Raw genomic sequence first — 22838 nt, forward strand, 5'->3', positions numbered from 1 at the left:
GTGAGGACGCTTACGCCGCCCCGTGACTGCGTGGCAACGATTCATTGGAAGAATGGTTCATGCATAGAGAGTCGATGGGGCAAGGGAGCGCCGTGGGAGCGGTGGACGAGCGGAAGGGCGGGGCCCTTTTCGGACCCGCACGGCCGAAGCGTGCCGTGGACCAGATCGTCGACCAGATCGAGGGTTTGCTGCGGGCGGGCGTGTTGCGCCCGGGTGACCGGCTGCCCTCCGAACGGGTGCTGGCCGAGCAGTTCGACGTGAGCCGCAACACCGTCCGCGAGGCCCTGCGGATTCTTGAGTTCACCGGCGTGCTGGTCCTGCGGCGGGGCTCCTCCGGGGGCGCCTTCATCGCCCGCGACGGCCAGGACTCGGTGGTCGCGGGTATGGTCCGGGCCCTCGGCGCCGGTGCGTTCGGCCGCGCGGACCTGGCGCGAGCCCAGGACATGATCGCTGCGATCGATACGGCCAACCCGGTGCTCCGCGTCTTCTCGCGGGCCCTTGAGGAGCTCGGCGAGACCACCGGGAGGAGCGGGGCGCGGCCTGGCCGCGGGGCCGCCTGACCAAAGCCTTCTCGACAGGGGCGTACCGGAATCCGGTGCGCCCCTGTGTCATGCCTGCTTCCAGATCATTGACAGGTAAAGGGTTCTACTTAACAATGGTCCAACCAAAGGAGGTATGCATGAGTGCAGGGAGCCCGTGGCAGGATCTGCGGGGCGTGGCGTTCCGGCAGCGCTGGGTGGACGCGGGGGGCGTGGCCACGCGCGTGCTGGAGGCGGGGGCCGACGACGCGCCCGCGCTGGTCTTCATCCATGGCACTGGGGGTCATGCCGAGGCATACACCCGGAACCTGGGCCCGCACGCCGAGCACTTCCGGACCTACTGCATCGACATGGTGGGGCACGGTTTCAGCGACAAGCCCGAACAGACCTATGGGTTCCTGGACTACGTCGCGCACCTGCGGGACTTCCTGGACGCCGAGAACATCGACAAGGTCTCCTTCAGCGGCGAGTCGATGGGCGCGGGCATCGCGGCGTGGTTCGCCCTCACCTACCCCGACCGGGTCGACCGGCTGTGCCTGAACACCGGCGCCGCGCTGTACCTGGCCCCCGAGGTGATCGAACGGCTGACGCGGCTGTCGATGGAGGCCGTCCAGAACCCCACGCGCGAGAGCGTCCGGCGCCGGCTGGAGTTCCTTTTCCACGACCCGTCCCAGGTGACCGACGACCTGGTCGAGACCAGGCTGGCCATCTACCGGCAGCCCGAGTTCGCCAAGGCGATGCCGGCCATCCTCGCCCGGCACACCGACCCCGAGACGCAGCGCACCAACGTGATCACCGAGGAGCAGTGGCGGTCTTTGCGGACCCCCACCCTCGTCCTGTGGACCACCCACGACCCGACGGCGCCGGTCGAGGCGGGACGCCAGGTGGCCGACTGGATCCCCGAGTCGCGCTTCGAGGTGATGGAGAACTGCGGTCACTGGCCACAGTTCGAGGACGCCCCGACCTTCAACCGCATCCATCTCGACTTCATGCTCGGCCGATGACGGAACGGTTCCGCAGCCGGGTGGCGGTGGTGACCGGCGCGGCCGGTGGGATCGGCACCGGCATCGTCCGCGCACTCGCCGCCGAGGGAGCGCACGTCGTGGCGACCGATCGCGTGGCCGGCCTGGACGAGCATGTCGCCCGAGAGATCGGCGCGGACGCCCCCGAGTGGACGGCCGTCTCCGCCGACCTGGCGGTGGAGGGCGGCGCCGACCGGGTGACGGATGTCGCCGTCGAACGCTTCGGGCGGCTGGACATTCTGGTCAACAACGCCGGCGGCGGCATCATCCGTCCCTTCCTCGACCACACCGTCGAGACGATGCGGGAGACGGTGGACCGCAATCTCTGGACGACCGTGTTCTGCTGTCGCGCCGCCCTGCCGCACATGCGGGACGCGGGCTACGGGCGGATCGTCAACGTCGGCGCCGACTCCGTGCGCAACGGCCTGTTCGAGCACGCCATGTACAACGCCGCCAAGGGCGGGGTGCACGGGCTCACCACCGGCCTGGCCCGCGAGTTCGCCCCCTATGGCATCACCGTCAACACGGTCGCGCCGACCGGGACCGACACGCCCACGGTGCTGTCCCGCCCACCGGACGCGGTCGAGCGGTACCGCAAGACCGTCGGGCTCATCCCGATCGGGCGGTTCGCCACCGTCGACGAGGTCGCCTCGGCCGTGGCCTACCTGGCGTCCGCCGAGGCCGGGTTCATCACCGGCCAGGTGATCAGCGTCAACGGCGGCACGTCGATGCTCTGACACGAACAGGGAGAACGACACATGGCAGATCTCATCCCCTGGCGTCTCGGCTACGTCGCCCTCGACGTGACCGACCTGGACGAGGCGGTGCGGTTCTGGACGGTGATCGGAGGGCTCGCCGTCAGCGAGCGCTCGGAGGACACCGTCCACCTGCGCGCCGGAACCGACCATCACTGGATCGTCCTGCACCGCTCCGGCAGGGCGGGGATCCGGCGGCTCGCCTTCGAACTGGCGGCGTACGAGGACCTGGAGCGCTACGCCGAGCGGCTGGACGAGGAGAAGATCGAGTTCACCCGGCACGAGGGTGAGCGGAGCGGGCCGGCGCTGCGCCTGCGCGACCCTTCGGGCTATGAGATCGAGCTGGTGACCGGGCTCGGGCACATCCCGAACCCGCCGGTCGGCGGGTGGTTCTCCCCGAAGGAGCTACTGCACGCGGTGGTCGCCGTCACCGACCTGGAGGCGTCGTTCGACTTCTACACCCGGGTCCTCGGCTTCAAGGAGTCCGACCGTGTGATCGGGCGGACGGTGTTCCTGCGCGGCGGCATCGGCTACCACCACGCGCTCGTCCTGGGTGGCGGGCGTGGCGAGCCGCATCTGGACCATGTCTGCTTCCTCATGCCGGACCTCGACGACCTCATGCGCGCCCGGGCGTCCCTGATGGAGAACGGCGGGGAGCTCGACCGTGACCTGCTCCGGCATCCCACCTCGGGCTCGATGGGCTTCTATGTCAAGGCCGTCCCCTCCCCATCGACGCTGGAGATGTGCGTCGACCATGCGCGCATCACCGATCCGGACCACCGTCCGCGCGCTCTGACACCAGGTCGGTGGACGTCGAACGTGTGGGTGCCTCCTAGGCGGAAGGCATGATCGACGTCCACACCCACATGCTTCCCGAGGCGGTTCCCGATGCGCCTTCGGACGCCGCGGAGCGTGCGGGTTGGCCCGTGGTGGAGCGCGAGGGCGAGCGGCGCCGTGTCATGCAGGCCGGGACGGTCGTCCGGGTGCTGACCCCGCCGGCCTGGGACGTTTCGGCGCGGCTGGCGGAGATGGACGCGGTCGGCGTCGATGTGCAGGTGCTGATGCCGATCCCGTTCACGTTCCTCTACGACACCGACGCGAAGATCACCGGTGCGCTGGCGCGGGCGCAGAACGACGCGCTCGCCGCCATCCGGGCCGCTCATCCGGGCCGTTTCGCCGCGCTCGGCACGGTTCCGCTCCAGAACCCGGCCCTCGCGGTCGCGGAGCTGCGCCGGATCGTGGGTGAGCTGGGCCTGGCCGGGGTGGAGATCGGCACGCATGTGCGCGATGTGCCGCTGCACGACCCGCGGTTCGAGCCGTTCTTCGCCGCCGCCGAGGAGCTGTCCGCGGCGGTCTTCATCCATCCGGGGCGAACGCTCGAACCCACCCGCACCGCTCACAACGGTCTCGCCTTCGGCCTGGCCAGGCCCGTCGAGACGGCCCTGGCGGCGGGCTCCCTGGTACACGGCGGCGTGCTCACCCGGCATCCCGGGCTGCGGATCTGCCTGGCCCACGGCGGCGGCTGCACGCCCATGCTCGCCGGTCGCTGGCAGCAAGGCTGGGAACTGCTGCCCCGGCCCGAGGCGCTGGCCGACATCGCGCCCCGGGACCTGCTCGCGCGGCTGTGGGTGGACACCCTCACCTATGACCCCGACGCCCTCGCCCTGGCGGCCCGCGTCTTCGGCACAGGCCGCCTGGTGCTGGGCAGCGACTACCCGTTCACCGTCGCCGAGCGCCCTCTCGGCGCCGCGGTGGCCAAGGCGGTCGCCTCCGATTCGCTGCCCGGCCTGGGGCCGGGCTGGGCCGACGACCTTGCCGACAATGCTCGCCGGTTCCTCGCCGGTACCCCGACCCTGACGAAAGCGGGACACCCATGATTCTCGACGACGACCACCAGGCGTTCCGGGAAGCCGTCGCCGCCATGGCCGCCGACCATGTGGCGCCCATCGCCGATGAGCTGGACAAGACCGACCGGTTCCCCAAGCAGCTCATCGACGTGTTCGCCGGAATGGGGCTGGTTCAGCTTGCGGTGCCGGAGGAGTACGGCGGCCCAGGCGCCGACCTGCTGTCGCACTGCATCGCCCGGGAGGAGGTGGCCGCGGCCGGATCGATGGCGCTGGCGCAGCTCGCCGGGCAGAACAGCATCGTGGTGCGCGCGCTGATGGACTCGGGAAGCGACGAGCTGAAGCAGCGGTTCCTGCCTCTGCTGGCCGAGGGCACCCGGATCACCTGTATCGCCATCACCGAGCCCGAGGCCGGTTCCGACCCCGCGTTGATGCGCACCCGGGCCCGCCGCGACGGCTCGTCCTGGGTCATCAACGGCCGCAAGTCGTTCATCACGTGGGGCAGCCTCGCCGAATACGCGGTGGTCTTCGCGCGCACCAACGACACGCCGCGTTCCCGCGGCATCAGCGCCTTCCTCGTCGAGACCGCCACCCCTGGCTGGGTCGTGGACCGGCACAACGACAAGATGGGCCAGCACGGGGTACCCAACAACGAGATCCTCCTGGAGGACCTGCGTGTCCCTGCCGAGAACATGATCGGCGAGGAGGGGCAGGGCTTCCGGGCGGCGATGGAGGCGCTGCACCAGAACCGCCCGACCGTCGCCGGGATCGCGGTCGGCGGGGCCCGGAGCGCGTTCGACTACGCGCGGGCGTATGCGCGGGAGCGCTCACAGGGCGGACGTCCCATCCTCGAATACCAGGGCCTGCGCTGGAAGTTCGCCGACATGGCCACCCAGATCGAGGCGGCCCGGAACCTGGTGTGGAGCTGCGCGCGGGCCTACGACACCGGCGCGCCCGCGTCCGAGCGCGTCAAGCTGTCCTCGATGGCAAAGCTGTTCGCGGGGGAAATGGTGCAGTACGTCACCTCCACCGCCCTGCAGATCCTCGGCGGCCACGGCTACATGAAGGACCATCCGGTCGAGCGGTTCATGCGGGACGGCCGGCTCATCGGGATCTACGAGGGCACCAGCGAGATCCAGCGCAACATCGTGGCCCGTGAGGTCCTGCGCTAGCCGGTCCGCCGGGGGGTGGGACGGGGCTGTACCATTGGCAATACCATTGCAACACGACACGGGGCTTCCGGGCCGACGGCGCCTCAGGAGGATCGATTATGTCACCGGCACAGCGGCCGGACGCTCCGCGCCTCTTCCGTCCCGCCCGCCCGCGCCGCGCCTTCGACGAGATCATCGGCCAGGTGCGCGCGCTGATCGAGAACGGGGGGCTGCGGCCGGGCGACCGGCTGCCGTCGGAGCGGGCGCTGGCCGAGCAGTTCGCGGTGAGCCGCAACACCGTCCGCGAGGCGCTGCGGATGCTGGAAATCTCCGGGCTGATCCAGCTCAAGCGGGGCGCCAGCGGCGGGGCGTTCATCTCACAGGCCGACAGCTCGGCGGTGACCAGCAGCCTCACCGACGCGATCCGCCTCACCGACTTCTCCCTGGCCGACGTCACCGACGCCACCCAGCGGATCTGCAGCGTGGTGACGCGGGCCGCCTGCGAGACCATCACCGACGACGACCTCGCCGCGCTCGAGGCCAACCTGCGTGAAGTCGAGCGCCTCACCGAGGCGGCCGAGTGGGAGCGCAAGGCCCAGGCCAATCTGGAGTTCCAGCGGCTGCTGGCCCAGGCGACCGGTAACCCGATCCTGGTCATCATCGTCGACGCGCTGATCGGTGTGCTGAGCGAGGTGGTGCGGCGGGTCGGGCCGCGCCGCGACGACTTCACGCTGCGCTCCCGGCGGCGGCTGATGAAGCACCTGCGGGACCGGAACGCCGACGGCGCCGTCGCCGAGATCGAGAGCTACCAGCGGCGGCTGCACGACCTGTGGCTGAACGACGTGGCGGAACCGCCCGCATCCGATTCCGCTGGGAGGTGAGGACCCCGCGCCCGGTGCGCGGTCAACGACGACCGAAGGGAGACTCGAGGTGTCCGGTGACCCCCCGTTCCGTCCTGCCCGCCCGCGCCGCGCCTTCGATGAGATCATCGCGCAGATCCGCGAGCTGCTGCAACGGGGCACCCTCAAGCCCGGCGACAAGCTGCCCTCCGAGCGGGAGCTGGCCGAGCAGTTCGCGGTGAGCCGCAACACCGTCCGCGAGGCGCTGCGGATGCTGGAGATCTCCGGGCTCATCACGCTGAAGAAGGGCTCGTCCGGCGGTGCGTTCATCGCCCGCGCCGATCCCGCCGTCGTCGCGCGCAGCCTGTCCGACACCCTGCACCTGACCGACTTCTCCCTCGCGGACGTCACCGAGGTCAGGCTGTGGATCGAGGCCGTCGTGGTGCGGGTGGCGTGCGAGCGCATGACCGACGACCGGCTCGCGGCACTGGAGGACAACGTCCGGCAGGCCGCGGCGCTCACCGACGCGCGCGACTGGGACCGCAAGGCCCTGGTGCACATCGAGTTCCACAACCTGCTCGCCGACGCGACCGGCAACCCGCTCATGTCGATCGTGATGCGCTCGCTGATGGACATGCTGAAGGACGTCGTCCTGGCGGTCGGGCCGTCCCGGAATGACTACCTCGTCAAGTCCCGCGAGCGACTGCTGGACAGGCTCCGCGAGCGCGACGCCGACGGCGCCGTCGCCGAAATGGAGAGTTACTTGAAGAGGCTGCACGAGATGTGGCTGACCGGCGCCTACCCGGGGTCGCGCAGCGGCGAGGCGGCCACCCGGTGAGCTCCCCGCATACCATCACGCGCTTGGACGCGGGCGTGCTCACCCTGACCTTCGACCGCCAGTCGGAGCTCAACGCGCTCACCGACGAGATGTACCGGGCCGTGGACGACGCCTGCGAGCTCGCCGACTCCTCGGACGAGGTGCGGGTCCTGGTGCTGCGCGGTGCCGGTGACCGGGCGTTCGCCAGCGGTACCGAGATCTCCCGCTTCGAGGGGTTCACCGGCGAGGACGGGGTCGAGTACGAGGCCGGGATCACCCGGACGGTCCACCGGCTGGAATCCGTGCGGGTCCCCTCGGTGGCCGTGGTGCGGGGGTTCTGTCTCGGCGGCGGGCTCGCGCTGGCCGCGGCCTGCGACCTGCGCATCGCGACGCCGTGCGCGCGCTTCGGCGTGCCCATCGCCCGGACCCTCGGCAATTGCCTCTCTCCGGACACCCAGGCGCTGCTCCTGCATCACTTCGGCCCGGCGCGCTGCCTGGACATGCTGCTCAACGCGCGCATGCTGTCCGGAACCGAGGCCGAGGCGGCGGGTTTCGTCCGGCTGGTCGACGAGACGGACGTGGAGGCCGAGGTCGAGCGGACCACCGGTCGTCTGCTCGGCCATGCCCCGCTGACCATGTGGGCGGCCAAAGAGGTGCAGCGCCGCCTGCGCCATTCGAACGTTCCCGACGGACGCGACATCATCGCCACCGTCTACGGCAGCCGCGACTTCCAGGCGGGCGTCGAGGCTTTCCTGGCGGGCACCCGTCCACGGTGGACGGGCGGCTGATGTGGGAGGGGCGGTGACCGGCAGCCCGCTGCGCTACCTCAAGAGGCTGCACGGGCTTCCGGCCCAGTGACGCGCCTCCGTGACCACGACGACGGGATCAGCGGGGCGGTGCCAGGCCGGCCAGCCATGAGACCCAGGTGGCCTCGTCGGCGGGGCCGGGCGGCAGGATCGTGATGATGGGCGTGTCCACGCCGTTGCTCCGGTACTCGTCAACGCGGTCCCGGATCTCTTTGAGCGAACCCCAGAGGACCAGTTCGTCCACCACCTCGTCGTCGATGGCCTCCAGCGCCCCGCGTCGGTCTCCCGCCGCCCACCGTTCACCCATCGCGGCCAATCGGGGGCCGCGCCCGAGCCATTCCTGGAACGCGGCGTATCCGGGCACCGTGAGGTAGGCCGCGACCTGGCGGCGGGCGAGAGCGCGTGCCATGTCCGCGTCCTCGGTCGGGACGACGTAGACGCGGGCCAGCAGCTCGACCTCAGGTCCCGCCGACGCCCGCACCTGAACGACGTCTGGGGCGGACACCCAGTTGGTGATGGCGCCCTCGCTCTCCTCTGCCGCCAGCCGCAGCATCCGCGGTCGCAGGGCGGCGACCGCCAGGGGCGGAGGCGTCTCCGGAGGCGTGTCCAGCCTGAAACCGCGGATGGCGAACGTGGTGTACTCCTCGTTCACGCGTTCCCCGCGTAGTGCCTTCCGGAGAAAGCGCACCATGTCCCGCGTGCTCGCCAGGGGCGCCGCCATGGAGCCGGCGTTCCAGTCCTCGACGATGGTTCGTGACGACGCCCCGATGCCCATGACGAACCGGCCGGGGGCCAGGTTCGCCAGCGTGCCGGCCTGCATGGCCAGCAGGCCGGGCCCGCGTGTGTAGATCGGGGCGATGGCCGTGCCGAGGCGCAGCCCCGGTGCCCACTGGGAGATGATCGCGAGCGGCGTGAACGCATCGTGTCCGGACGCCTCCCCCGACCAGGCGTCGGTATAGCCGAGATCGGCCAGCCGCTCGACGACCGCCCGCTGCGCGCCCAAGGCGATTCCCCTGAGCGGCACCGTGATTCCCCAACGCATCGGCTGTGCACCTCCGTCCGGAGCCGCCATCCCGATCGACTCAAAGGTTGGACCAATATTGCCTGTGCATGTCACCTGGATGTTGACACGGGACAGCGGCCATCGATATCAAAGGTTGAACCTAAGGAGGTCGAGTGTCAATGCCGGTCAACATCGCGGTGGTGGGCCAGGAACAGCAACCCCCGACGACCAGAACCTGGGATTCCACGCGGGCCATCCTGTACGCGCTCGGAGTGGGGGCCGGCAGGCCCGACCCGTTGGACGAACTGGTCTTCACGGCGGAGGACGGTGTCGGCGGGCCGCAACTGGTACTGCCGACCTTCGTCACGGTCCTGGTTCCGTGGCGGCTCGGCGGCGATCTCGGCGACTTCGACCGCGGCAAGGTTGTACACGCGGAGGAGGAGATCGAGCTGCACGCCCCGATCCCGGTGGCGGGCGAGGCGATCGCGGAGTCGCGGGTCACGGGGATGTACGACAAGCGCTCGGGCGCGCTGATCGTGATCGAGTCCAAGCTCGGGATGTCGGACGGGCGGCCGCTGGCGACCGTCCGATCCGGGCTGTTCGTCCGTGGCGAAGGCGGGTTCGGCGGCGAACCGGGGCCGCCGTCGCCCGCGTGGAAGAAGCCCGACCGTCCGGCCGATCTGACGGTGGAGTACGGTACCCACCCCGAACAGGCTCTGCTGTACCGGCTCAGCGGCGACCGCAACCCCCTGCACGCCGATCCGGCGTTCGCCCGCCGCGCCGGCTTCGACCGCCCCATCCTGCACGGCCTGTGCAGCTACGGCATCACCGGGCGGGCGCTGCTGCGCGGTCTGACCGGCGGTGACCCGTCAAGGCTCGGCTCGATGTCCGGCCGGATGAGCGCCCCGGTGACTCCGGGTGACACGCTCACCGTCGCCGTGTGGCGCGAGGAGCCCGGCCGTGCGCTCTTTCAGACTCTGCGCTCGGACGGAACCGTCGTGATCGATCGTGGCCGGGCCACCTATGCCGAGGGGAGCTGACATGGCCGATCGCAGTCCGGTGATCGTAGGGATCGGCCTGTCCGACCACCCGAAGGCACCGCAGATGGACGCCCGCCAGCACCACGCGCAGGCGATGCGCCGGGCCCTCACCGACGCCGGCCTGTCGATCAAGGACGTCGACGGCTACTGCAACGCCGACCAGAAGCTGCCCGACATCGCCGAATACCTCGGCATCCGGCACCGCTTCATCGACGGCACCTCGCTGGGCGGGTCCTCCTTCGAGTTCTTCGTCCAGCACGCCGCTGCCGCGATCCAAGCGGGCCACGCCGACACCGTGCTGGTCACCTACGGGTCCGACCAGCTCTCCCGGCGGGGCCGGACGCTGGGCACGGGCGGCACCGATCTCGGCGAGCCGTCCACCTGGGCCCAGTACGAGGCGCCCTACGGCACCCCGCTCGTCGGTGCCTACGCGATGGCGGCGCGGCGGCACATGCACGAGTACGGGACCACCTCCGAACAACTGGCCGAGATCGCCGTCGGCGTCCGGGAGTTCGCCGCGTTCAACCCGAATGCCCAGTACCGGGACCCGCTCACGGTGGACGACGTGCTCTCCTCTAGGATGATCGCCGATCCGCTGCACAAGCTGGACTGCTGCGTGATCAGCGACGGCGGTGCCGCGTTCGTCATGACCACCGCCGAACGCGCCCGCGACCTGCGCAGGCCGCCGGTGTACGTGCTCGGCGCCGCGGCCGCGCAGACCCATTGGAACATCGGGCAGATGCCCGACTTCACCACGACCGCCGCCGCGCTGGCCGGCCCCGAGGCGTTCGCGCAGGCAGGGCTGACCCCGGCGGACATTGACATGATCATGCTTTACGACAGCTTCACCATCACCTGCCTGCTGTTGCTGGAAGGTCTCGGCTTCGTCAAACGGGGTGAGGGCGGGCCGTTCGTCGCCGAAGGCCACCTGCGCATGGGCGGCGATCTACCCATGAACACCGACGGCGGCGGGCTGTCGGCGCTTCATCCCGGGATGCGCGGGGCCTTCCTCATCGTCGAGGCCGTCCGCCAGTTGCGCGGGGACGCGGGAGAGGTCCAGGTGCCGGACTGCCAGGTCGCGCTCGCCGCCGGATCCGGCGGGTGGCTGTCGACCATGGGCGTGACGATCCTCGGAAGGGAGCCCAGGGGATGAGCGAGGTCATCGACGCCGTGGAGGACGGGCGGCCGGTTCCGGTGCCCGACCACGTCTCGGCTCCCTACTTCTCCGCCTGCGCCCGGGGCGAGCTGTGGATCCAGCGCTGTCCCGACTGCGGCTACCGGCAGCACTATCCCCGTCCGCTGTGCGTGGAATGCGGGGCCGAGCCCGAGTGGGAGACCACGAGAGGATTGGGCACCGTCCACACCTTCACCGTCGTCCGGCAGATGGGCGTCGAGCCCTTCCGGTCCCGGCTTCCCTACGTGGTCGCGATGATCGAGCTGGACGAGGGCCCGCTCATGATGGGCGACGTCACCGATATCGACGTGGACGAGGTTCGGATTGGCCAGCGGGTCGAGGTGTACATGCTGCGCACAGGAAAGGACGTGGCGGTGCCGCACTGGCGGCCCGTCCGCGGCGACGCGAGGGGCGGTGGAGCATGAGTGACGAGCACGAGCAACTGCGTGCCTCGGTGCGGGGACTGCTGTCGTCGGCGGCGCCCCTGGAACAGGTGCGGCAGCCCGAGCCGGATCGATGGGCCGGTGCGTGGCGGCGCCTGTGCACCGAACTCGACGTCGTCGGGCTGACCCTCCCCGTGAAGTTCGGGGGAGCCGGTTTCGGTGTTCAGGAGGCCGTCATCGTGGCCGAGGAGACCGGCAGGACGCTGTACGGCGGCCCCTACCTGGCCTCCTGGCTGGCCGCCGAGATGATCGTCGCCGCCGGTGACGAGACCGCCGCGAACGACCTGCTACCGGGGATCATGAAGGGCTCCACCATTGTCGCGACGGCCCTCGACGCCTCCGGCGAGGGCCTGACCGCCACGGCCGGGGCCGCGGGCACCTGGACTTTGACGGGCCGCACCCGGGTGCTCGACTCCGGTGTGGCCGATCTGTTCATCGTCACGGCCGTAACGACCGGCGGCGACATGGCCCCCGCCGTCTTCGCTGTGAAGCCCGGCCCCGGGATGCGGCGCGTCGAGCTGGAGGCGCTCGATCTCAGCCGGGGCCTGAGCGAGCTGCGGTTCGACGGCGTGTCCGCGCGCCTCATCGGTGGGACGGGCGAACGGCTGCGCGGGGTGGCCCGCCTGGCGGTGCTCGGCGTGGCGGCCGAGGCGCTCGGCGGGGCTCGTGCTTGCGTGGAGATGGCCGCCTCCTACGCCAGGGAACGGGTGCAGTTCGGACGTCCGATCGGATCGTTCCAGGCGGTCAAGCACCGTATCGCCGACCTGCTGGTCGACGTGGAGACCGCCGCCGCCACCGTCGCCGAGGCCGCCACCGTGGTCGCCGGGGAGACGGCGGTCGGCCCCGCCGGTCAGGAACTGGCGGTCTCCGTCGCCAAGCTCGCCGCCACCGGCGCGTTCCTCCGGGCGGCCGAGGGGACGATCCAGGTCCACGGCGGTATCGGATTCACCTGGGAGCACGACGCCCACCTGTATTACCGCCGCGCCGCGACCTCCGCGCAGCTCTTCGGCACACCGGACGAGCATCGCCGGCGGGTTTCGGTGCTGGCCGCCGATCCCGGCCTCGGAGCATCCAGCCGCTGGAGTGGGGCGGACGGGGGTGAGCACGAGGAACTGCCCGCATACCAGGCACGAGCCCGTGCCTGGCTGACCGAGACAACGCGCAGGCTCAGCCCGCCCGCCGACCGTGGTGACGCCGACTACGGATCGGACCCGGAGGCGACCCGGCGGGCCAAGGCATACCAGCGAGCGCTGGCGGATGCCGGTTACGCCGGGATCTCCTGGCCGCGCGAGTACGGCGGCGCCGGGCTGGACGCGGTGCACGAGCGGATGTTCGCCGCCGAGGTCCAGCGGTCGGGGGCGGGCAGCGAGCGCCTTTTCATGGTGGGCCTGGGAATGTGCGGGCCGACACTGCTGGCCCTGGGCGACGAGGAACAGAAACGGCGCTACCTGCCGCCGATGCTGCGCGGTGAGGAGATCTGGTGCCAGCTCTTCTCCGAGCCGGGTGCCGGGTCGGATCTCGCCGGGCTCTCCACCCGAGCCCGACGGGACGGTGACGGCTGGGTGCTGGACGGCCAGAAGGTGTGGACCTCGCACGCGCGTGTCTGCGACTTCGGGCTGGCCCTCGCCCGCACCGACCCCGACGTGCCCAAGCACCGCGGAATCACGATGTTCATCGTCGATATGAACGACCCTGGGGTGACCGTCCGCCCGCTGCGGCAGATCACCGGGGAGTCGGAGTTCAACGAGGTCTTCCTCGACGGGGTCCGCGTCCGCGACGCCGACATCGTCGGCGGCCTCGGCGGCGGGTGGCGTGCCGCGCGGACCATGTTGATGAACGAGCGAAGCTCGATCGGTATGCACGCCGACTCCCGGTTCGACTTCGCTCGGCTGACCCAGCTGGCGGCTCGGATGGGGCATGGCGACGATCCGGTGTGGCGGGACCGGCTGGCCGACGTCTACGTGCGCGAACGCGGCCTCTACCTGCTTGCCGAACGCATCCGTCTCCAGGCCGCCGCCGGAGCCGATCCCGGTCCCATCGGATCGATCGCCAAGCTGCGCAAGGCGGAACTGACCAAGATCGGCGGCCACTACGCGCTCCGGCTCGCCGGGCCGGGCGCCGTCGCCTGGACGGCCGGGGACGAGACCGCCGGCCTCGTCGTGGATCGTTTCCTGCGCATGCAGCAGTCCTCGATCGCCGGGGGCACCGACGACATCCAGCGCAACATCATCGGCGAGCGACTGCTGGGCCTGCCACGCGATCCGCGGCCGGAGGAACACCATGGGTGACGGCGATTTGGGTGACGGCGACATCCTGGTGACCGAGGCGGAGGGGACGGACGGCGGCGTCGCCCTCGTCACCCTGAACCGTCCCGGCGAGCTGAACACGCTGACACAGGACATGACCGTCGGGCTATGGGAGACCCTGGTGCGACTGGACGGTGATCCGGAGGTCCGCGCCATCGTCGTCACCGGCGCGGGACGGGCCTTCTGCGGGGGCGCCGCCTTGGACAGACCGGGAGCGTTCACCAAGGAACCGGTCGTCTACCGGCATCGTCCCTGGGAACTGCGCACGCCCATCATCGCCGCCATCAACGGTCCGGCCGTGGCCTTCTGGTCAAGACGCTGATCCTCGGCGCGCTGGCGCCGGACGTGCCCGCGCTGACCCGGCTGACCGGGGGGCGGCTGGCGGCGCTGAACCACGGCACGATCCGCTCGCGGGCGGTCTCGCCCTCCAGCGTCGTGGTGTCCCGGCTCCAGGAGCTGATCGCGGCCGGGTTCGGCGAGATCCGCGCCGACGGCGACCTGGATCCGGTGTTCACGCTGCACCTGTCGGACCTGGACGTCGAGCCGCTGCTGGAAAGGGTCGGCGAGGTCGACAACGTGGGCGCCCGGCGGCGCTGGGTCAAGCTGCGGCTCTGGGAACAGCTCAAGGTGACCGAGTCCGGCGCCCTCCACGACGAGCGCGTCGTGATCTGGAAGGGCACCAGGCGGACGGCCGAGTTCGTGTTCGGCAAGGTTTGGGACGACTCCGAGCTCTACACCGACACCTTCAAGCCCTCGGTGGAGGGACGGATCCGGTTCGTCCTCGACTACCCGTTCGACATCCCCAACCAGCACCCGTCGGACAGCGCCGCGCGGGTCGACGAGCTGCGGCGCGACGGGCTCGCCGCCGACACCCTGGTGTGGCTGCCCGACCATCTGTCGGTGACCAAGGCCAAGCAGCTCGGCCGGCTCCTGAAGATCCAGTACCTGCTGGAGCGGGACCGGCTGGACGACTACGCCGGAAACCTGGCGTCCGACCAGCGCATGCGCATCCGCAACCAGCTCAAGGCCCAGGCCGACAACCTCACCTCGCAGCTCACCACCGTGCTGCAGCAGCTCTACGGCATCGCGCACGGCGACGAGGCCAACCGGAGCGCCGAAGTCCCCGATGGCAGGCACGTGCTGTCGCTGCGGCCCGGCTTCGAGCCGCGCCGCCTGCACGCCGCCGCCGGGTTCGAGTACAACATGCTCGATCTGGCCGGGAAGCTGCTCGACGACATCTACCCCAAGCACCCCGACCTCGACCTGCAGAAGACCGGCAAGGCCGTCACCGGCGCCGAGCTGCGTAACGCGCTCAGGGTCCTCACCGACGCGCAGGTCGAGGGCGGCGGCCGGACCGTGGTGGACCGCAGGCAGCTCGCGCCGCTCAAGCGGATCGTCCACCCGCTCGAACTCGGCGAGGTCCACGACGGCCCGGTGACGGTCTCGCCCGAATGGCAGCGGCGCATTGAACGGCTCGCCGCCCGTCACGGCAGAACCGGCGACTACCAGGCGGAGGAGATCCGCGGGTGGATCGAGGAGTACGGCTGGACCGGCCTCGACCGGCCCGTCGCCAACCTGATCATCGCCGTGTACGGGCTGCTGTCCGACCGGGTGTGGGTGTACAACGGCGCTGTGGAACCGGCGCCCGACCTGGAGCGGATCGGGCCGGGCTGGGCACTGCGCGACCAGCCCAAACCGTCGGCCGCCGAGTTCGCCGCCGCGCGCCTGCGCGCGCAGCGGATCTTCGGCGTCACCGTCCCCGACACGCTGACCACCCGCACCGTCGCCGAGCTGGCCAGGCGCGTCCGGGACAAGGTCACCGAGCTGTCGGACGCCGTCACCGGTGTCGAGCGCGCCCTGAAGGAACGGGCGGACATCCTGCGGATCGGTGACGAGAACGTCGATCGGCGACGGTCCGCCCGGCATGCCGCCGACCTGCTCGCCCGGCTTCACCGTGGCAGGGACGAGGGTGACACGCCGCTGCTGCGGGAACTCGTGGCGGTCTCCTACGACGTGGACGACGAGGTCATCGGTGCCGCCGTGGCGTCGGCTCCGGCGCAGTTGGAAGCACTGGACAGGGCGGCGCCATGGCGGCTGCTCGAGGCCGTTCCCGACCTGGCGCGCCGCGACGACGACATCGGGAGCCGTGCGCGCGGGTTGCTCGGTGAGCTCGCCGAAGCCGCCTCCGCCCACGAGCGCACCACGGCGCTCGCTCCCGTGCTCCGGGACGTCGAAGAGGCGGCGTCCGCGCTGGTCACCGAGATGGCCCGGATCGACGTTCCCGGGCGTGACCCGGAGCCCGGCCCCGGTCGCGAACCCGTGCCCGGCCCGCGCCCGCAGCCCGGCCCGACCCCGCCGGGCGCCGGGGGTGTCCCGGGCCACGACCGTCCAGCCACCCCCTCGACGCGGCGGCGCCGGCGGGTGGCGGCGTCCAGGATCGCCACCGACCTCCATGACGAGGTCGCGGCGCTGGAACGCGAGATCCGCGCGTTCGCCCAGGCCAACCCCGGCACGGCCATCGAGATCGAGTGGCGCGTCACCGGCGAGGAACCGGGCTCTTCCCCTGAGGGACCTCTCCGCTCCGCTGACGCTCCGCTCCCGGATCCGGGCAGTTCTCCTGTGAGGGAGCGGTGAGCACGCCGCCGCCGGTGGACCGGCGAGCCCTGGAGGCGATGCTCGAGCTGGAGCTGACCGCCCGCGCGGCCGAGGGCGGTCCCGGCGGGCCGCGCCTGGTCCTGGTGCACGGGCGGTACCGGCCGGGAGCGTCGACCGAGTTCACCGTCAGCGTCGGCGACAGGCAGCAGCGGGTCAAGGTGAGCGACCAGCCGTCGGTGCTGGGGGTCATCGACGCCTGGGAGCGGCACCGCCGCGAGGCCGCGGCCGACGGCACCGGCCCCCTGCTCGTGATCACTACTGGGGTGGACGGCCGGGAGCTGGGAGCCGACCTGCGCGGGCACGCGCTGGCGCGGCGTCCGCTCACCCTGGACCGGGCGGAGATCGTCAAGCAGCGCTTCGGCGCCGCGCGGCTGGACCCGCGCGTCCGCGTCGAAGGATGGCTGGTGGACGCGCTGCTGGACGCCGAACCGGCGAGCGGCTGGCGCACCCACCCCGCCGCCGCGGCGTGGCGGCGCAGTGGAGGCGCGCTGCTGACGTTCGACGCCGCGCTGCACGCCCTGGTCGAGGCGCGTCTGGAGATCACCACCGGCCGGACGGGCATGGCGGGCGACCTGGACGCCGACACCCTGCTGGCCTGGTCGCGGCTGCCCGGCGCGGCCGATCGGTTCGCGGCGCTGCCGCGCGAGGAGCGCGACGGCATGACGGCCTGGCTGGGCCGGACGTCCGGCCCGGCCATCGCCGTCCTGCTCGGCCTCGCCGGAGCGGGACGTGGCCAGGAGGCCATGGCCCTCGGCGTGGTCGCCGGAGCACTGACGGACCCCGCCGCGCCCGCCGCGGCGGGGGTCGCGGCCGGGCGGCTGTTCGCCGACGTCCCCGCCGGGATCGAGGACCTGACCGCGTTCGCGTCCGCGGTGCACGGCACCCTCGCCCGCTGGATCGCCGAGGCCGAGTCGGGACGCGGCGCCGAGGGCGAGGCCCGCGACCGCGTGGAGGCGGTCCTGCGCCAGGCCGACCGCATGGCCGCGGAGGCGGGCGTGGCGCCGGGCGGAGCCACACCGATCGACAACGCCTTCCTTCCCTCGGCGCTGCGCGCCCGCGTCCAGGAGTTCGCCGCGACGCTGGCGGGTCGTGTCCAGGATGCCGAAGCGGCCCTGTCCCGGGTCCTGGCCCACCGCCTCAGCGGATTGCGCGCCGAGAGCGTCGAGGTGGCGAGAATGGCGCTGCGCGTCCGGCGCTGGCTGGAGCGGGAGGAGTCCGCGGGCGACCCCGCGATCGGTTCCGTCGCCGAGGGCGTGGCCCGGCACCTTGCCGACTGGGCTTGGACGGACCGGGCGCTCACCGTGCTGTGGGGCGGCTCGGCCGACGCGGACGGACCCACCGGGCACGCCTACCGCCGCCTGTACGAGCGGGCACGAGCGCGGCGTGCGCGGATCGATCGGGCGTTCGCCGACCGGCTCGCGACCTGGGTGCCGGGCGCGGCCGCCCCCGCTCCCGGAGGCGCGTTGCTGGTCGAGTCGGTGCTCGCCGAGATCGCCGCCCCGGTCGCCGCCTCGTCCGGCACCGCGCCGCTGATCATCGTGCTGGACGGGATGAGCGGCGCCGTCGCCGTCCAGTTCGGCGAGGAACTGGCCCGCGGCGGCCGGTGGACCGAGGTCACCGCCACGCCCGGTCGGCGCGCCGCCGCCGTATCCATGATCCCGTCGCTGACCCGCATCAGCCGGGCCTCGCTGCTGTCCGGTGAGGCGACCGCGGGCGGGCAGAACGTGGAGAGCGCCGGATTCGAGCGGTTCTGGAAGCGGCACCGCCGCACCGGCGTGCTGTTCCACAAGTCCCGCGTGCCCGGCCCGGCCGGCCGGCGGCTGTCGGAGGACCTCGCCGACGCCCTCGCCGGTGACCAGGTCGTCGGCGTGGTCCTCAACACCATCGACGACGCCCTCGACCACGGACAGGAGGGCGACCGGGCGGGCTGGCGGCTCGAGGACGTCAGCTACCTGCCCGAACTGCTCAAGGCCGCCATCGACTACGGCCGTCCGGTGATCCTGGTCGCCGACCACGGCCACGTCCTCGAACGCGGCGAATCCCCCGCCGAACCACCGGCCGCCGCCATTGCGGACGCCGGGGCCGCCCGGTGGCGCACCGGTACGCGGAGGGCAGGCGAGGTCGAACTGTCCGGCCCGCGCGTCCTCGAAGGCAGGAAACGTGTCGTCGTGCCATGGCGCGAGAACATTCGGTACACGCCGCGCAAGGCCGGATACCACGGCGGTGCCTCCCTCGCCGAGATGGCGGTTCCTGTGCTGGTGCTGCTTCCCGAACCCGCCGCCCTTCCGAAGGGCTGGGCGGTCCTGCCACCGGAGCAGGTCGTCCCCGCGTGGTGGACGGGACGTGCGGCACCCGAGCGGACCGCGCCGGAGGCGGCCGAGGAGACAGGGCGGCAGGAGACAGGGCGGCAGGAGGCGAGGCGGCTCGAAACGGCGCCACCACGTCGGCCTACGCGCGAGACCGCGGAGCCGCCCGCGGCCGAGGCGCTCTTCCCGGTCGGCGAGGCCGTACCGCGGCCGACACCTCCCGAGCCCGAACCGGAACGCACGACGCTCGGCGTCGCGGTGACCCGGTCGGCCGTCTACGCGGAGCAGAAGCGCTATCTGCGCAAGGCGCCCGATGCCCGGCAGGTGGCGGCCGTGATCGACGCGCTCGTGGCGGCCGGGGACCGGCTCTCGACCTCCGCCGTCACGGTGGCGGCAGCGGCGGCGGGCGGGCGCCGGCCGCGCAGCCCCGAACTGTTCGTCACCGCGCTGCAACGGCTCCTCAACGTCGAGGGCTACGCGGTGCTCGACCTCATCGACTCCGGCCGTACCGTCCAGCTCAACGTCGGGATGCTGCGCGACCAGTTCGGAGTGACGCCATAGTGAGCGAGACGGGTGTGGTCAGCGCCGCGCGCCGGCGCGAGGTCATCGACGCGCTGCGGCGCGGCACAGTGCCGCAGGCCGGCCTGGACCTGCTCGCCGTGGGCCTTGACCGGTTCGCCGGGTCCCTGGACGACGAGCTGGCGACCGTCGCCAAAGGGGGAGCGGCGTTCCACGCGATCCGCGGCGACTACGGGGCGGGCAAGACCTTCTTCGCCCGCTGGCTGGGGGAACGCGCCAAGCGCGCGGGCCTGGCCGTCACCGAGATCCAGATCTCCGACACCGAGACGCCGCTGCACCGGCTGGAGACGGTCTACCGCCGTCTCACCGAACGGCTCACCATCGCCACCCACCCGGCCAGTGCCCTGCGCCCCGTCATCGACCTGTGGTTCTACACCCTGGAGGAGGAGATCCTCGACACCGGCGAGATCGCCGACGACGACGCCGAGGGCCTGGCCCGGGCGGTCGAGGAACTGATGGAGGAACGGCTCGCCGTCGTCGCTCGGGCGACCCCCGCGTTCGCCGCCGCGCTGCGCGGCTACCGGCGCGCGCGCTCGGCGGGGGACACCGCCACCGCCGAAGCGCTCATCGCCTGGATCGGCGGGCAGAAGTCCGTCGCCGCCTCGGCCCGGCGGGCCGCCGGGGTACGCGGCGACCTGGACCACTTCGCCGCGCTCGGCTTCCTCCAGGGCCTGCTCACCGTGCTCCGCGACGGTGGCCACCCGGGGCTGCTGGTCGTCCTCGACGAGATCGAGACCTTGCAGCGGGTGCGCGGCGACGTCCGCGAGCGCGGGCTGAACGCGCTCCGGCAACTGCTCGACGAGATCGACGGCGGACGCTTCCCCGGCCTTTTCCTTGTGATCACGGGAACTCCGGCGTTCTTCGACGGGCAGCAGGGCGCCCAGCGGCTGCCCCCGCTCGCACAGCGCCTCGCCACCGACTTCACCACCGACCCGCGGTTCGACTCGCCGCGCGCGGTCCAGCTCCGGCTCACCGGCTTCGACCTGCCGCGGCTCGGCGAGCTCGGGCGCCGTGTCCGCGATCTGTACGCGTCCGCGTCCCGCCACCCCGGCCGGATCACCTCCACGGTGGACGACGCCTACATCGCGGAGCTCGCCACCGCCGTGACCGGCGGGCTCGGCGGGCAGGTCGGTGTCGCGCCGCGCGTGTTCCTGCGCAAGCTGGTCGCCGACGTCCTGGACAGGGTCGAGCAGTTCGACGACTTCGACCCGCGCCGGGACTACGCGCTCACGATCTCGGCGAACGAGCTCAACGAGCCCGAGCGCAGCGCCGCCGCGGCGAGCGCGGGAGACGTCGATCTGGACCTGCCGTGACCGGAGACGGCCTCAGCCGGTTGTCGCCGGTCCTCGTCCACCACATCGTCAACACGCTGGGCTGGCGCACGCTGCGGCCGCTGCAGAGCGAGGCCATCGGCCCGCTGCTGGACGGCTCGGACGCGATCCTGCTGGCGCCCACCGCCGGAGGCAAGACCGAGGCGGCGGTCTTCCCCCTCCTGTCGGCCATGGAGCAGCAGGGCTGGACCGGCCTGTCGGTCGTGTACGTATGCCCCTTGAAGGCGCTGCTCAACAACCTGCTGCCGAGGCTGGAAAGCTATGCCGCCTGGATCGGCCGCACGGTCGCGCTGTGGCACGGAGATGTCCCCGATTCCGAGCGGCGGCGCATCCTGCAAGATCCCCCCGACATCGTGCTCACCACCCCTGAGTCGCTCGAAGCGATGCTGGTGAGCGTCAAGGTGGATCAGCGGCGGTTCTTCGCCGACCTGCGTGCCGTCGTGGTCGACGAGGTCCATGCCTTCGCCGGTGACGACCGGGGCTGGCACCTTTTGGCCGTCCTCGAACGCCTCAGCCGCATCACCGGCGGGCCCATCCAGCGGATCGGATTGTCGGCGACCGTCGGCAATCCCGCCGAACTCCTGCACTGGCTCCAGGGCTCCGGCCGCGGTGCCCGTCCCAGCTCGGTCGTAGCCCCAGGGCTGGAAAAGGGAAGCACCGCCGAAGGAGTCGTCGAGCTGGACCACGTGGGCTCGGTCGCGAACGCCGCCAAGGTGATCGCCGCCTTGCACCGCGGCGAGAAACGGCTGGTCTTCTGCGATTCACGGGCGCTCGTGGAGGAACTGGGCGCGGCGCTGCGAGCACGTGGCGTGACCACGTTTCTCTCCCACGCGTCCCTCTCCCTCGACGAGCGGCGGCGGGCCGAGCAGGCGTTCGCCGAGGCCCGCGACTGTGTCATCGTCGCGACCAGCACCCTCGAACTCGGCATCGACGTCGGCGACCTGGACCGCGTCATCCAGATCAACGCGCCCGGCACCGTCGCCTCGTTCCTGCAACGGCTCGGGCGCACCGGCCGCCGTCCCGGAACGTCCCGGAACTGCCTGTTCCTGGCCCTCGACCATGCGACGCTGGTCGACGCGGCCGCCCTGCTGCTGCTCTGGCGGCGCGGCTTCGTCGAACCGGTACAGGCTCCGCCCGAACCCCGGCACATCGTCGCCCAGCAATTCATGGCGCTCTGCCTCCAGGAACACAAGATCGGGCGCAGACTGTGGCCGGAGGCGTGGAACGGGCTTCCACCCTTCGACGCGAGCGCCGCGCCCATCGTCCGCCATCTCCTCGACCATGGCTTCGTCGAACGGGATGGCGAGTTCTTGTTCATCGGTCCCGCCGCCGAGGAGCGCTTCGGCCGCCGCCACTTCATGGACATGACCGCCGTCTTCACCGCTCCGCCGGAGTTCACCGTCCTCTCGGGGCGCAAGGAGATCGGCAAGATCGATGCGATGGTGCTCACCGAGAAGGTCGACGGCCCGAGGGTGCTGCTGCTGGCCGGGCGGAGCTGGCGGGTCACCTGGATCGACTGGAAGCGCCGGCGGTGCTTCGTCGAGCCGTCCGATCTTCCCGGGCGGGCACGCTGGTTCGCAGCCGCCGTCGGCGGGGCGGGCTTCGCGCTGGTCCGCGCCCGCCGCTCCGTCCTTCTGGGAGAGGACCCTCAGGTCGCGCTGACCGACCGCGCCGTTCGGGCGCTCGCGCAAGTGCGCGACCACGACATCGGCACCGTTCACCCCGGTGGGCTCGTCATCCGCCGCAATGGCGAGGATGTGCGCTGGTGGACATGGGCGGGCTACCGGGCGAATGCCGTGCTGGCCGCGACTCTGGCCGGGATCGTCGACGAGAAGCAGCGCTACCAGGACGAGTGGATCCGGCTTCGCTCTGATCTGACTCCGGCCATGTGGAAAGCGGGTACGGCCGACGCCCCCGAACGTCTCTGCCTACCCGATGTCGACGACCGGGCTCTGCGCGGTTTGAAGTTCAACGAGGCCCTACCCGAACGTCTGGCGATGGCGTCGCTGGCCGCGCGTTTCGCGGATCTCGACAACGCGGCAGCGGTACTCCGCGAACCGGTACGGTTCCACGCCTGAGCGCAACCGCCTTCCGCTCCCTGTTCCGCCCAGCGGTCCCAGGCAGTCGGCCGTACGCCAAACGTGAATCTGACCACTGTGCGCAGGGCTTGATCAGCGGTTGGCGTCGGCCGGAGGCGACAATCGCACGTACAGCGCCGTCGGCTGAAG

19 protein-coding genes are annotated in these 22838 nt (G+C 71.6%); 18 read left to right on the forward strand and 1 reads right to left on the reverse strand.

The window, feature by feature from the left end:
- Positions 1–92 precede the first annotated feature (92 nt).
- The 9 genes from QSK21_RS27830 (at position 93) to QSK21_RS27870 (ending at position 7755) form a co-directional block, all read left to right on the forward strand.
- On the forward strand, positions 93–560 hold the full coding sequence (locus tag QSK21_RS27830) for a FadR/GntR family transcriptional regulator (RefSeq protein ID WP_285700214.1): 468 nt from the start codon (positions 93–95) through the stop codon (positions 558–560).
- 119 nt (positions 561–679) lie between these two features.
- Positions 680–1543 (forward strand): alpha/beta fold hydrolase, encoded by an 864-nt coding sequence (locus QSK21_RS27835; protein ID WP_285700215.1) that lies wholly within the window; start codon positions 680–682, stop codon positions 1541–1543.
- The gene (locus QSK21_RS27840) at positions 1540–2298 is read left to right on the forward strand and encodes an SDR family oxidoreductase (RefSeq protein ID WP_285700216.1); all 759 of its coding nucleotides are present in this window, start codon (positions 1540–1542) and stop codon (positions 2296–2298) included. Before QSK21_RS27835 ends, QSK21_RS27840 begins: the two co-directional genes overlap by 4 nt.
- Before the next feature lie 21 nt (positions 2299–2319).
- Entirely contained in the window at positions 2320–3165 is an 846-nt protein-coding gene (locus QSK21_RS27845; RefSeq protein ID WP_285700217.1) for a VOC family protein, read from the forward strand.
- Positions 3162–4193 (forward strand): amidohydrolase family protein, encoded by a 1032-nt coding sequence (locus tag QSK21_RS27850; RefSeq protein WP_285700218.1) that lies wholly within the window; start codon positions 3162–3164, stop codon positions 4191–4193. Before QSK21_RS27845 ends, QSK21_RS27850 begins: the two co-directional genes overlap by 4 nt.
- Positions 4190–5332, forward strand: a complete 1143-nt coding sequence (locus QSK21_RS27855) for an acyl-CoA dehydrogenase family protein (RefSeq protein WP_285700219.1) — start codon at positions 4190–4192, stop codon at positions 5330–5332. The genes QSK21_RS27850 and QSK21_RS27855 overlap by 4 nt, the downstream gene beginning before the upstream one ends.
- A gap of 98 nt (positions 5333–5430) precedes the next feature.
- Positions 5431–6192 (forward strand): FadR/GntR family transcriptional regulator, encoded by a 762-nt coding sequence (locus tag QSK21_RS27860; protein WP_285700220.1) that lies wholly within the window; start codon positions 5431–5433, stop codon positions 6190–6192.
- Between the two features lie 49 nt (positions 6193–6241).
- Positions 6242–6988 (forward strand): FadR/GntR family transcriptional regulator, encoded by a 747-nt coding sequence (locus tag QSK21_RS27865; protein WP_285700222.1) that lies wholly within the window; start codon positions 6242–6244, stop codon positions 6986–6988.
- 23 nt (positions 6989–7011) lie between these two features.
- Positions 7012–7755: an enoyl-CoA hydratase gene (locus QSK21_RS27870; RefSeq protein ID WP_285700223.1), complete on the forward strand. Its 744-nt coding sequence runs from the start codon at positions 7012–7014 to the stop codon at positions 7753–7755.
- A 97-nt stretch (positions 7756–7852) separates the two neighbouring features.
- Here the strand turns inward: QSK21_RS27870 and QSK21_RS27875 are convergent, their stop codons facing one another.
- Complete coding sequence (locus QSK21_RS27875) at positions 7853–8815, reverse strand: LLM class F420-dependent oxidoreductase (protein WP_285700224.1); 963 nt, start codon at positions 8813–8815, stop codon at positions 7853–7855.
- 140 nt (positions 8816–8955) lie between these two features.
- On the opposite strand from QSK21_RS27875, the gene QSK21_RS27880 reads away from it, so the two are divergent.
- The 9 genes from QSK21_RS27880 to QSK21_RS27920 are packed head-to-tail and all read left to right on the forward strand — an operon-like array spanning position 8956 to position 22688.
- A complete protein-coding gene (locus QSK21_RS27880; RefSeq protein ID WP_285700225.1) occupies positions 8956–9816 on the forward strand; it encodes a MaoC/PaaZ C-terminal domain-containing protein in 861 nt (286 codons plus the stop codon).
- 1 nt (position 9817) lies between these two features.
- A complete protein-coding gene (locus tag QSK21_RS27885) occupies positions 9818–10969 on the forward strand; it encodes an acetyl-CoA acetyltransferase (protein WP_285700227.1) in 1152 nt (383 codons plus the stop codon).
- Positions 10966–11415 carry a Zn-ribbon domain-containing OB-fold protein gene (locus tag QSK21_RS27890; RefSeq protein ID WP_285700228.1) on the forward strand — a complete coding sequence of 150 codons (450 nt, stop codon included), beginning with the start codon at positions 10966–10968 and terminating at the stop codon, positions 11413–11415. Before QSK21_RS27885 ends, QSK21_RS27890 begins: the two co-directional genes overlap by 4 nt.
- Positions 11412–13721 (forward strand): acyl-CoA dehydrogenase family protein, encoded by a 2310-nt coding sequence (locus tag QSK21_RS27895; RefSeq protein WP_285700229.1) that lies wholly within the window; start codon positions 11412–11414, stop codon positions 13719–13721. Before QSK21_RS27890 ends, QSK21_RS27895 begins: the two co-directional genes overlap by 4 nt.
- Positions 13714–14061 carry an enoyl-CoA hydratase-related protein gene (locus tag QSK21_RS27900; protein ID WP_285700230.1) on the forward strand — a complete coding sequence of 116 codons (348 nt, stop codon included), beginning with the start codon at positions 13714–13716 and terminating at the stop codon, positions 14059–14061. Before QSK21_RS27895 ends, QSK21_RS27900 begins: the two co-directional genes overlap by 8 nt.
- Positions 14061–16373: a BREX-2 system ATPase PglY family protein gene (locus QSK21_RS27905; RefSeq protein WP_502871605.1), complete on the forward strand. Its 2313-nt coding sequence runs from the start codon at positions 14061–14063 to the stop codon at positions 16371–16373. Before QSK21_RS27900 ends, QSK21_RS27905 begins: the two co-directional genes overlap by 1 nt.
- Positions 16370–19261: a BREX-2 system phosphatase PglZ gene (gene pglZ, locus QSK21_RS27910; protein ID WP_285700233.1), complete on the forward strand. Its 2892-nt coding sequence runs from the start codon at positions 16370–16372 to the stop codon at positions 19259–19261. The genes QSK21_RS27905 and pglZ overlap by 4 nt, the downstream gene beginning before the upstream one ends.
- A complete protein-coding gene (gene brxD, locus QSK21_RS27915; protein ID WP_285700234.1) occupies positions 19261–20592 on the forward strand; it encodes a BREX system ATP-binding protein BrxD in 1332 nt (443 codons plus the stop codon). The genes pglZ and brxD overlap by 1 nt, the downstream gene beginning before the upstream one ends.
- On the forward strand, positions 20589–22688 hold the full coding sequence (locus QSK21_RS27920; protein WP_285700235.1) for a DEAD/DEAH box helicase: 2100 nt from the start codon (positions 20589–20591) through the stop codon (positions 22686–22688). Before brxD ends, QSK21_RS27920 begins: the two co-directional genes overlap by 4 nt.
- Positions 22689–22838: the final 150 nt, after the last annotated feature.

The sequence above is a fragment of the Actinomadura sp. NBRC 104412 genome (assembly GCF_030269515.1).
Classification (GTDB): domain Bacteria; phylum Actinomycetota; class Actinomycetes; order Streptosporangiales; family Streptosporangiaceae; genus Spirillospora.